Annotated in this window: 10 protein-coding genes and 1 tRNA gene; 5 read left to right on the forward strand and 6 right to left on the reverse strand. The window is 39.5% G+C overall.

Translation table 11 applies throughout. The annotated features are described in order from the left end of the window. Nucleotides 1-223: 223 nt before the first annotated feature. Complete coding sequence (locus tag CUN59_RS15850) at nucleotides 224-361, reverse strand: hypothetical protein (RefSeq protein ID WP_438501823.1); 138 nt, start codon at nucleotides 359-361, stop codon at nucleotides 224-226. 252 nt (nucleotides 362-613) lie between these two features. On the opposite strand from CUN59_RS15850, the gene CUN59_RS15855 reads away from it, so the two are divergent. Beyond that, the gene (locus CUN59_RS15855; RefSeq protein ID WP_438501824.1) at nucleotides 614-1,165 is read left to right on the forward strand and encodes an SRPBCC family protein; all 552 of its coding nucleotides are present in this window, start codon (nucleotides 614-616) and stop codon (nucleotides 1,163-1,165) included. 2 nt (nucleotides 1,166-1,167) lie between these two features. Continuing rightward, entirely contained in the window at nucleotides 1,168-1,743 is a 576-nt protein-coding gene (locus CUN59_RS15860) for a DUF924 family protein (RefSeq protein WP_104388755.1), read from the forward strand. A gap of 69 nt (nucleotides 1,744-1,812) precedes the next feature. Here the strand turns inward: CUN59_RS15860 and clpB are convergent, their stop codons facing one another. The 3 genes from clpB to CUN59_RS15875 all read right to left on the reverse strand — a co-directional run bounded on the left by clpB (nucleotide 1,813) and on the right by CUN59_RS15875 (nucleotide 6,545). Next, nucleotides 1,813-4,431: an ATP-dependent chaperone ClpB gene (gene clpB / locus CUN59_RS15865; protein ID WP_104388756.1), complete on the reverse strand. Its 2,619-nt coding sequence runs from the start codon at nucleotides 4,429-4,431 to the stop codon at nucleotides 1,813-1,815. A 529-nt stretch (nucleotides 4,432-4,960) separates the two neighbouring features. Next, nucleotides 4,961-5,962 (reverse strand): transaldolase, encoded by a 1,002-nt coding sequence (locus CUN59_RS15870; protein ID WP_104388757.1) that lies wholly within the window; start codon nucleotides 5,960-5,962, stop codon nucleotides 4,961-4,963. A 118-nt stretch (nucleotides 5,963-6,080) separates the two neighbouring features. Continuing rightward, entirely contained in the window at nucleotides 6,081-6,545 is a 465-nt protein-coding gene (locus tag CUN59_RS15875; protein ID WP_243406967.1) for a pyruvate kinase, read from the reverse strand. A gap of 403 nt (nucleotides 6,546-6,948) precedes the next feature. Here CUN59_RS15875 and CUN59_RS15880 point away from each other — a divergent pair. After that, a tRNA-Ala gene (locus CUN59_RS15880) sits at nucleotides 6,949-7,021 on the forward strand. Between the two features lie 348 nt (nucleotides 7,022-7,369). On the opposite strand, the gene CUN59_RS15885 is transcribed toward CUN59_RS15880, so the two are convergent. Beyond that, nucleotides 7,370-9,211 carry an ArnT family glycosyltransferase gene (locus tag CUN59_RS15885; protein ID WP_104388758.1) on the reverse strand — a complete coding sequence of 614 codons (1,842 nt, stop codon included), beginning with the start codon at nucleotides 9,209-9,211 and terminating at the stop codon, nucleotides 7,370-7,372. A 132-nt stretch (nucleotides 9,212-9,343) separates the two neighbouring features. Next, nucleotides 9,344-9,943: a hypothetical protein gene (locus CUN59_RS15890; protein ID WP_104388759.1), complete on the reverse strand. Its 600-nt coding sequence runs from the start codon at nucleotides 9,941-9,943 to the stop codon at nucleotides 9,344-9,346. Between the two features lie 98 nt (nucleotides 9,944-10,041). Between CUN59_RS15890 and CUN59_RS15895 the strand changes: the two genes are divergently transcribed. After that, nucleotides 10,042-10,374 (forward strand): DUF565 domain-containing protein, encoded by a 333-nt coding sequence (locus tag CUN59_RS15895; RefSeq protein ID WP_104388760.1) that lies wholly within the window; start codon nucleotides 10,042-10,044, stop codon nucleotides 10,372-10,374. Between the two features lie 4 nt (nucleotides 10,375-10,378). Next, nucleotides 10,379-11,419, forward strand: coding sequence for a glycerate kinase (locus CUN59_RS15900; protein ID WP_104388761.1), 1,041 nt, complete (start codon nucleotides 10,379-10,381; stop codon nucleotides 11,417-11,419). Nucleotides 11,420-11,912 lie beyond the last annotated feature (493 nt).

The raw sequence follows: 11,912 nt of genomic DNA on the forward strand, positions 1-11,912 counted from the left end.
ATGTAATAGTTTAGCGATCGCTAATAAATAAAAATCATACCCCAAATCAGCAACGCCTCATCTGGTATATCTTCAAAAAATGTTCCTTGTGGTATGTTCCGATCAAGATTGCCTAATTATCGGTCATATATATAACCATATATCCTGCATATATACTTTTGTAACTTTTCTAATTGCACCAGATGATTTGTGATATTTCTTCATCCCAGGAATCTTCATCAATTTAAAACCGCCACCATCTTTTTGAGCAATAACTAAAGATTAGCATAGCGATCGCCCCAACAAACAATAGAGTAATTAAACCACCAGGGAGGAAAGTGATAATACCAAAACCTCTCAGTATATATAAGGATACGCTCATACCCAAAAGAACCCCGAAACCCTGGATTAGTCTGGCATTTAAAGAAGATTGAGTCATATTAATCTTTCTGACTAATGTAATTTATAATGGATTTGGCAATGATCACTTCATCGTTAAAGATGAACTTGAGGCTAATTATGTGCAAAAAATCTATGAACTGAACCGTAATTAGAATTAAGTGGGTTAAACTCAATTAGATCATAATGATCTATCAGTTAAAAAGTCACCAAAATCACTATATCTGCATTATATATGTCAAACTCCAATCTTAAAAGTCTAGATATTCCTTGGAATCAAGATAAGCAAAGACTACTGATACAAGGGGAAGTATTATTACAAACGCGATCGCATACTAACTGGGGCGGTGCTGTTACCGCTTGGATATATGTCCCCCTCATTCGATCCAATGTCTGGCAACAAATTACAGATTACCCTCGCTGGGTACATTATTTTCCTGACATCACCAAAAGCGAAGTTATATCCATATCTAGAGGTGATGTTAAACGTCTGTATCAGGCAGCACAAAAAGCTTTTTTCTTTTTTACAGCCCAAGTAGAAATTTATTTGAGTGTGGTGGAAGTTCTGGGACAGCAAGTTCAGTTTCGCATGGAAAGAGGCACATTTAACGATTTTCACGCCCATTTAGAACTCAAAGACATGGGTAATGGCACTTTGTTAGCCTATACGGTACAAGCAACTCCAAATATTCCCATTCCCTCAATTTTTATTCAACAAGCTATTAACTTGGAATTACCAGCAAACTTGTGTAAAATGCGACAGGTGCTTTGTAATAATAAATCATAGTGATGTCACAGGCAACAACTATTTTGGATTTTTGGTTTGGTTCTCCAAATGACCCAAATTACGGTAAACAACAGCCATTTTGGTTTGACAAACAACCGGATTTCGATGCTAAAGTCTGCGACCTTTTTTTGAAAGATTACCAGAAAGCAGTAGCGGGATATTTACATGACTGGATGAATTCACCAAAAACTTGTCTAGCTTTAATTCTCCTTCTAGATCAGTTTCCCCGAAATATGTTTCGTAATACTCCACAAGCCTTTGCAACGGACTGGGAAGCACTATCATTAGCGCAACATGCCACAAACAAAGGCTATGATAGAGGACTATTAGCTGTACAACGCTGGTTTATATATTTACCCTTTGAACATAGTGAAAACATAGATCATCAGCGTAAGTGCATCAAACTATTTCAAAGTCTTAGTCATGATCCCTATAGTGCTAAAGCGATTGAATCAGCTTTTAAACACAAGGAAATAATTACCCGATTTGGTCGCTTCCCCCATCGTAACGCCATTTTAGGGCGCATCTCTACCCCAGATGAAGAGGAATTTTTAGAAGAAACTGGTTCTTCATTCTAAATTGGTCAGTGGTCAGTGGTCAGTGGTGAGTGGTTACTTGGAAAAATCTTCCCCCCTGCACCCCTGCCCCTAACCTGTAAACACCTCTGCTGGTAAGCGGTTAAAGGAAAGGCGCTCGTTTTGCACATCTACAAAAATGGTGTCACCATCGCTAAAATCACCGCGTAAAATGGCTTTAGCGATTTGAGTTTCTAATTCTCTTTGAATCGCTCGTTTTAATGGTCTTGCACCAAAAACGGGGTCATACCCTATTTCTGCTAAAAAGTCAAGGGCAAAACCGGATAATTTCAAAGACATTTTCCGGTCAGTCAATCTTTGTCTGAGTCGGTCTAGCTGTAACTGGACAATGTTCCGCAGTTCAGATTTTTGTAAACTGTGGAAAATAATTATTTCATCTAGACGGTTGAGGAATTCTGGACGGAAACTATTTCGCATCGCTTCCATAACTCGATGACGCATTTCATCGTAACGGCTATCATCTCCGGATATATCTAGTATATATTGAGAACCGATGTTACTGGTCATGATGATAATACTATTTTTAAAGTCTACCGTGCGACCTTGGGCATCTGTCACCCTGCCATCATCAAGAATTTGTAAGAAAATATTAAATACATCAGGATGTGCCTTTTCTATTTCATCAAATAGAATCACGGCATAGGGACGACGGCGAATGGCTTCTGTAAGTTGTCCTCCTTCTTCATAGCCAACATAACCAGGAGGTGCGCCGATTAAACGGGAAACGGCGTGTTTCTCCATGTATTCGGACATATCAATTCTTACCAAAGCTTCCTCTGTATCAAACATATAAGCAGCTAAGGCTTTCGCTAGTTCAGTTTTACCTACACCAGTGGGACCAAGGAAAACAAAACTAGCAATGGGACGGTTTGGGTCAGAAAGTCCAGCGCGAGAACGTTGAATAGCATCAGCTACGGCCGTGACAGCTTCCTGTTGACCGATGACACGATGATGTAATTCATCTTCTAAATGCAGAAGTTTTTCTTTTTCTGATTCTACTAATTTATTCAGAGGAATTCCTGTCCATTTAGAAATAATTTCCGCAATATCGGCTTCTGTAACTTCTTCCCGCAATAGAGATTTTCCTGTTCCTTGGGTGTGGGAAAGTTCACTTTCTATGGCTTGTAATTGCCGATGTAAATCTGTTAATTTACCATATTTTAACTCCGCGGCTCGGTTGAGATCATAGTTTCTTTCTGCCTGTTGAATTTCTAAATTAGCTCGGTCAATTTCTTCTTTAATTGACTGAATTTTAGTGATTATATTTTTTTCAGATTGCCATTGACTGCTAAGAGTTCTTTGTTCTTCTTTAAGGTCAGCGAGTTCTTTTTCTAGTTTTTCTAAACGTTCACGGGAAGCAGGATCACTTTCTTTTTGTAATGAAAGTTTCTCCATTTCCAATTGGAGGATTTTCCGATCAATTTCGTCTAGTTCTTCGGGTTTGGAGGTAATCTCCATTTTCAGTCTAGCAGCGGCTTCATCTACTAAATCAATGGCTTTGTCGGGGAGGAAGCGATCGCTAATATAACGATTAGATAAAGTTGCCGCAGCCACTAAAGAACTATCAGAAATTCTCACCCCATGATGGACTTCATAACGTTCCTTCAAACCACGCAAAATCGAAATTGTATCAGCAACATTGGGCTGATCTACATAAACTTGTTGGAAGCGTCTTTCTAAAGCTGCATCTTTTTCCAAATATTTGCGGTATTCATCCAAAGTTGTCGCCCCAATACAGCGCAATTCACCCCGTGCCAACATAGGTTTTAATAAGTTCCCAGCATCCATAGATCCTTGGGTTGCACCAGCACCGACAACGGTATGAATTTCATCAATAAATAATACAATATTACCACCAGATTCGGTGACTTCTTTTAATACTGCTTTGAGACGTTCTTCAAATTCACCTCGGAATTTTGCCCCGGCAATTAAAGCCCCCATGTCTAAACTAATGAGTTTACGATCTTTGAGAGATTGGGGAACATCACCTGCTACTATGCGTTGTGCTAAACCTTCAGCGATCGCAGTTTTACCAACTCCAGGTTCACCAATTAACACCGGGTTATTTTTAGTCCGACGGGAGAGAATTTGCACCGTGCGGCGAATTTCATCATCACGGCCAATTACGGGGTCTAATTGACCTTTACGGGCGGCTTCTGTGAGATCGCGGCCGTATTTCTCCAGCGCTTGATATTTACCTTCTGGATTTTGGTCAGTCACTGTTTGTTTCCCCCGAATTTCTTTAATAATATTTTTGAGTTTGTTTTCATCTAAACCAAATTCTTGGTATAGACCTTTACCAAAACGGTCATCTTTGGCATAACCTAAGAGTAAATGTTCAATAGAAATAAATTCGTCTTTAAATTCCTGACGATATTTTTCTGCCCGGTCTAATAGTGTATCTAAACTGCGACCTAAATAAACAGAGGTGCTAGTACCAGATACCTTGGGTTGACGTTGGATAAATTGTTCTGTGCGATCGCGGAACTTTTGCATATTTGCACCCGCTTTAGCAAACACCGCGCTGGCAAGTCCATCCTGTTCCAGCAATGCTTTCATCAGGTGTTCACTTTCTAGCTGCTGTTGGTGGTACTGTTTAGCGATATCGGGAGTGTGGGCGATCGCTTCCCAAGCTTTTTCTGTGAATTGATTCGGGTTAGTCGGCTGCATTATGGTTTTAGAATAAGGAACTACTATAGCAGGAGGCAGAGGGCAGGAGGCAGGAGGTAAAGCCTGATCCTGTATGATTTTTAAGTTTCAGTTTCTATCTCATTCAACTGCATACCGCTATATCTAATAGAACCATTGTAAAAATATCTGGACTAATAGCTGGATCGGTCTTCACCTCTTTAAAATGTAGTATTATTGCCCATTTTGTAGAAGGCAGAAGGCAAGAAGCAGGGGAACAGAGGGGCAGGGGATGTAGGGGCGGCCGTTCGCCCCTACAACTTATTTCCAGTAGGACTATATACTGAGAAGCACACACTCACCTGCAAGGGAGTATGTGGACTATGTCACGTAATTTATAAAATAATTTTATAACTGTAGCCAGGATGATGCGGACACTATTGATCCTTGAAACCTAATAATAGCGTTGACGGTTGACAGGTGACAGGTGACAGGTAAGAGAGAATAGGTAATAGGAAATCATTATTTACCAATTACCAATCACCAATTACCAATCACCAATCACCAATTATTAAGCTGTTACTTTTTGACTTTCTAACTTAGCCAATCTTTCAGCTAATAGGTTTTCCAAGGAAATTAAAGCCTTGGTGAAACCATCAATGCCTTCTGCAAGTTTATCAGAAGCCATGCGATCGCCCCCGTGCATTTTCTCAAAAGTGGCTTTATCAATGGAGATTTTCTCAATTGATAAAGCTGTTACCTTACTAGGATCTAATTTGCGGGGTAGTTCGGCAACGGTGTTTTGCAATTCTGTTAATAAACCAGGAGAAATGGTCAATAAATCACAACCAGCCAGTTCAATAATTTCACCGATATTACGGAAACTAGCACCCATAACTTCGGTTTTGTAGCCGAACTTCTTATAGTAGTTGTAGATGGTAGTTACAGATAATACTCCTGGATCTTCGGCGGAGGGGTAGCTATCCCGTCCAGTATCTTTTTTATACCAGTCAAGAATCCGACCCACGAAAGGAGAAATAAGAGTGACACCAGCTTCAGCACAGGCGATCGCTTGGTGCAGTCCAAATAGTAAAGTTAAGTTACAGTGAATACCTTCTTTTTCCAAAATTTCCGCCGCCTTGATTCCTTCCCAAGTCGCAGCAATTTTAATTAAAACGCGCTCCTTAGCAACACCAGCAGCTTTATATTGACCAATCAAATCCCGTGCTTTAGCTACAGTAGCATCTGTATCATAGGATAAGCGAGCATCTACTTCTGTAGATACACGACCGGGAATAATTTGCAAAATCTTTAATCCAAAGGATACTGCCAAGCGATCAAAAGCAAGAGATACCACCTGTGCTGGACTAGCACCAGCACCAGCCTCTTTTTTAGCTTTGAGTAAAGTTTGATCAACAATATCCTGATATTCTGGCATTTGTGCTGCCGCAGTAATCAATGAAGGATTGGTAGTAGCATCTTGAGGTTTAAACTGTTCAATTGATTGAATATCTCCGGTATCCGCTACCACAACGGTTACTGCCCGTAGTGCTTCTAGTAAGTTTTTAGGCATCACATACTCCTTAGTCAGTGGTCAGTGGTCAGTGGTCAGTGGTCAGTGGTCAGTGGTCAGTGGTCAGGGAACAATAATCTTTACAATTACCAATCACCAATCACCCATTTTAGATGCGTCATGCCGTAATTGGCTGTCCAATAGAATGCACTTTAATTAAACTTGTTATTCCTGGTGTACCAATGGGGACACCAGAGGTAATCACAACCTTATCGCCCTGTTCTACTAAACCACTATCTACAACGGTATCCACCACATTCACAAACATTTCTTCAGCATTGTGAACAGGTTGAATTAGTAATGGTTCTACACCCCAAGATAATGCTAATTGACGATAGGCAGTACAGTCAGAGGTGAGGGCAATCATAATTCCGTCCGCTACTTCGAGGATCTGATCCAGGTTTTCTACAACTTCAGCCCGTTCGATTTTGGCAATGAGACGAATTTTTGAGCCAGCGCCTTCAATCATGCGGCGTGCCTGTTCCAGGTCTTGGGGCGATCGCACAAAAGAAACAGCTACCCGGTCCACCCCTAACTGTATCCCAAATCGCAAATCCATTAAATCCTTTTTCAGCTTTGTCAAAATTAAACCTCCTGTGTAGAGAACTCCAGCAAAGATTAACTGGCCGGGTTTATTTTAGTCTGACTTAGCTGATTCTTTCAGTCACAAAAGGCATAAAGCTGATTTAACTGGCATATTTTAAGGTTTGGTTCTGATTTATGCTTTTGGGGCGTGGATAGCGTTAAAGTCAGAATCACGGATTAGACGGATTAAAGGAGTTCACAGATTAAAATTCTATTTTGAAAATTACCCTATAAAATTGGTGTACCTAATTTACTTCAAAAGTGCTGTATGAGTTGGTGCGGGATTTTATTAACATTTCTTAATATATTGTTATTGACTTATTTTGCATAAAGTTGGATGATATCAAAGGTCAAGACAATTTCATCAAACCAACTAAAAAGCGTAATTAAATGAACTTTAAGGGGTTATAGCTCAATTGGTAGAGCGCTTCAATGGCATTGAAGAGGTCAGCGGTTCGATTCCGCTTAACTCCACTAGATAAAAATCACTCACCTTTGAATCAGTCGTAATATCAATTTTTCTATGAAGATACACATAATCAGACCCCCTTGCTAAGCAGGGCTGTTTCATTCCCTGAAAGGTGCATAATGTCAAGGTTTCATTTTAGCGATCGCTCTAATTTTTATGGTAAAAAGTTTAAATTTTTGGGTCAATATGTTTATGTCCCATCAATTTCGTCCCAAAAATTATCGCTAATGATATTGACAAATCCATCCTCCTTAACGAATGAAACAGCCCTGGCTTGCTAAGGGGGGACTACAGGAGGGTGTGATTATGTGCATATTCATAGAAAATTGGTATTACCAATTACCAATCATAGTTTAGGACAAATTGAAACTTTGTTGTTTAGCTGTTTTTAAAGGAATACGAATCAGATGGTAGGCTCCTTTACTAGCTAGGTTTTTATAATTATCTGGTTGTAAATTCAGTTCAGGAAATTTTTTTTCTTCAATGATCATTAACAAAGATTGTGATCTATTTGTTTGCAATGTTTGTTTTTGAATATATGCTAGAGCCTTTCGGGAAGATGAAATATAATTAATTTTCCTTTGGGTGTAGAAAGTTACGGTGGGTTTTTTGAAACCAACCATAATTAATTCTTCATTGGGTTGTTTTGATTCCAGAATTATCGCTGATAACTGCCTGAGAGGTAGTTGACGCTGTTGATCCATGATGGTAACAGCAGGGATTAAAGCAATAGCCATAAAGGCAATAAATCCTACTAAATTAATTATCATGATCTGGCGGTAATGGTGAGTTAAGATGACGATGGCTAAAATGATGGTAGATAATAACCAAATCATCCCTCCAAATTTGAGTACTCCTGAATTTGCCATTTGTGCATATAATTCAGGAGCAGCAGGATCGGGTCTAACAATTTCCGTGAGGTTAAAAAGGGCGATCGCCAGAATTGTCAGAAAGCCCACATTTACCCAAGCACTGATGCGTAGAAATTTGTTAACCGTTAGGCTAAAAGTCTGTGAACTGGGTAAAAGATCACTCCACAATAGTGCTACTAAAATCGCGGCTGCTGGCATTAAAGGTAATACATAGCTGGGTAGTTTAGTAACAGCAATGGTGAAAAACCCAAATATACCTAAAAACCAGAAACAAGCAAATAAACCCAAATGTTGAGAACGTTGTTGTTTTAACCAGTGCGATCGCTGCCAAAATTTAACTCTAGCTAGGGATACAGGGATATACACTGAATAAGGCGCAAAGCCCAACAACACTACTAAAAAGTAAAAAAACCAAGGGGCTGAGTGACCATTAACAACTTCGGTAAACCTTTCTATATTGTGATAACCAAAAAAGGCGTTAATAAAATTCCAGCCATTGCGCCAAATTACTAAGGCATACCAGGGAACTGAGAGGATTAAAACTATCCCAAGTCCCAAAATAGGCCGCATTTCTCGCCACAGTTCCCAAAATTTGCCCACATATAAAGCAAAGGCAATCATAATTAGTCCTGGTAACACAATACCTACCGGACCTTTAGTTAAAATCGCTCCAGCAATTAACACATAACAAGCTAAATACCATTTATTAGGTAATCGCCAATTAGCAATTACTATCGGGGCTGGATTTTGAGCATATCCCAGGAAGAAACATAATAAGGCTGAACCTATGCACCCTGTCAGCAACATATCAGAAACCCCAATTCTGCCCCAAACAATCATTTCTGGGTTGAGTGCCATCAAACCTGCGGCCATGGCGGCGGTAAGATAACGTCTGGGCAAGTTAGTAACTTGTGCTAATTCATCTTGTTTGGTAAAGTACCACTGCACAGTATAAAACGCTAAAGCAATAACCGTCATTGCTGCCAATGCTGAGGGGATACGGGCAGACCATTCATTTACACCCATAATGGCGTAGGCGATGGCCTGACACCAATAAATTAAAGCAGGTTTATCAAACCGAGTTTCACCATTAAAAAACGGCGTGATCCAATCACCAGTTACCAGCATTTGTCGAGAAGCTTCGGCAAAAAGCGGCTCAGTTTCATCAATTAAGCCCACATTACCCAAATTCCAACCAAACGCTATCCAGCCAATTATCAATAACCACAGGGAAGAAACAGCCACAGCCGACGCTGGGTGCTGTTCTAGATACTTAAACCATTTATCAACCACTTCACGGGGAACACTCAATTTTATATTCATGAATTCATACTGAGAGACACGGCAATCGTGTCCTGACCAATACACAATAGTTTACAATTCAGGGGAGCGGAGAGGCAGGGGAGAAAATTTCATTCTTCTTCCTTATTTCTTCCTCCTGTCATCTGTTGCCCGTCACCTATTCTCTAACACCAATTGCCATTCTTTAGTTTGAGAATTCCATTGTGGGGTGGAAGTTTCCCCAACGACATAAGGACCCCAATACCGCCGCGAGCCATCTTGAGCAAATGCTACTAAAATATCACCCTTCTCTAGCTTTAAATCGCCTTGAGGTAAGGACAAAAGTAATCCTTTCTGGCTACCTTCTTCGGGCGCAAAATCCCAATGAGCAGGAATACCAGATTTAGTTTGATCCCCAGTGCGATTTTTGAGGGATGATTGTCTGGCTAATAATGCCAGACGTACAGGTTGAGTAGTTTTGTTTCTCATGCGGAGCGATCCCGCAGCCTTAGTTTTGCTATTTGATTTAACCTGATAGGCTACAACAGTGGACTGATTTTTTTGACGACTTGATTCTACTGAGTTACTTGGTGTAGAATCTAAGTTAATCATCTGCCGATTATTGTCAGTGTTTGTAACTATAGGTAAAGTATTTTCGGGATTTGTAGATTCAAAGGATATAGTCATATCTAGGCATAGTGCAATGATCCCGATTAGTCCGAATACAGAAAAAGCAATAATGAAGTTACGATACTGATACATGGAATATTTCATCATGGTATGGATTGGAAATAAGATTTTTTGTAAACTAAACCCAAGTTATTGCTAATTGTTAACAGTTAACTGTCATTCGTCATTCGTCACCTGTTATCATGCAAAATACTCGTCTCAACAACTTGTTAGACACAATTTTTAGAAGCTTGAGTCAATGGCTTATTAACCCTTGGCGGCGATTATCACTACTACTAATTAGTTTTTTGTTTGGTTTTTTTTTGGGATCGGCAGTATCAACAACCGCAGGACAAAAGGCAGAATTAGACATTGTAGTGGCAGGATTTTTAGTTTTATTGACGGAAATTACCAGTAGGCTATTTTACAACCGGAGTTTTTTGGCTCGGCAAGCATTTTGGGTAGAAACACTCAACTATCTTAAAGTTGGTTTTATCTACAGTCTATTTCTAGAAGCGTTGAAGCTAGGTTCTTGATGTTATGGGTAAGGAGTGGCTGGATAAAATTTTGACAACGGATACATCTTGGCAGGTATTAGCGCAAGAGGCAGAACTTGCTGATCCTGTGCGAGCTGAGGTGTTTAATATCAATTCTGATAATGTGGCTGAAGTTGTGCAAAGGAAAGGGGATTTACTCAAGTTAGTTTTCCCTGATTTTAGTCGTTTTTGTCAAACGAGCCTAAAAACCGAACCCCAAGCAATGTTACAGGTATTGTGGGATTTATGGCTACCTTTGGGGATCAAAATTGCAGCGCACCGCCAACATTTGGGAAAACCTTTGATCCAGGGGATTTTAGGCGCGCAAGGCACTGGTAAAACCACAATGTCCAGGATACTGAGCTTGATTCTTAAGCATTTGGGATATGGAACTTTAAGTTTGTCTTTAGATGACTTATACAAAACTTATAGCGATCGCTTGGCTTTAATACAGCAAGATTCCCGTTTAGTTTGGCGCGGCCCGCCCGGAACCCATGATATTCACCTGGCTCTAAGTGTACTCGATCAGATTCATCGAAGCAAGAGTCCTGTAATAGTTCCCAGATTTGACAAATCTGCCTATGGAGGTGCTGGCGATCGCACTACTAATGAAGTTATCATAAATCCTATAGATATTCTTCTATTTGAAGGTTGGTTTGTGGGTGTAAAACCAATCGCGCCAGAAGCCTTTCTGAATGCACCACCACCCATTTTGACAGATGCAGATAGACAATTTGCGGCTGATATGAATACTCAACTTAAAAATTATTTACCTCTGTGGGCAGAATTAGATAGTTTAATCGTTCTCCATCCTCAAAATTATCGTTATTCATTAACATGGCGCAAGCAAGCCGAAAGACAAATGATTGCTGCTGGTAACTCTGGCATGACCCATGCAGAAATTGAAAGTTTTGTGAATTATTTTTGGCGTTCTTTACATCCAGAATTATTTATTAATCCCTTAATTGAATCATCGGCCGTTGATTTAGTTATTGAAATTAATGCTGATCATAGTTTTGGTAAAATTAGTCACCCGATGTCTTAACTATAATAAATCCTAATTTGGAAAATTAGGAAATAATTGCTAACGGGACTTAGGCAAAAAACACTTTTAAAATATCCTCAAACGTATATCCCAAAGGGGTTTTACATCGTTTTGATTGGTTTGTTGTTATATCTGGGTTGCAGGCGTTTTTGGGTATTTAATGTATTTCCCTTACCCCGGAAAGATTTGAGGCTTATTTCTTCATTATAAATCTTGATCTGAAAACGCGAAAATTTAGAAAATTTATTATACAAATCTCAGACTATATCATTACTCAGTTTATTTCAACTTTGATCTTTTCCTTATCACCTTGTTTTGGATCATAAATTCGACAAAACCTTACACTGTAAAAGTTAGATTTTAAGTTTACCTAATAAGGTTCATGTACGATTACTTCAGTTAAAATATGATATGATTTACTCTGGTTTTAAATATGAATAGTAGAAACAATTTCAGTCATGATTTTGAAAAATTATGGCTCTACTAGAGTGGT

Origin of the sequence: Cuspidothrix issatschenkoi CHARLIE-1, assembly GCF_002934005.1 — a bacterium.
GTDB classification, from domain to species: Bacteria; Cyanobacteriota; Cyanobacteriia; order Cyanobacteriales; family Nostocaceae; genus Cuspidothrix; species Cuspidothrix issatschenkoi.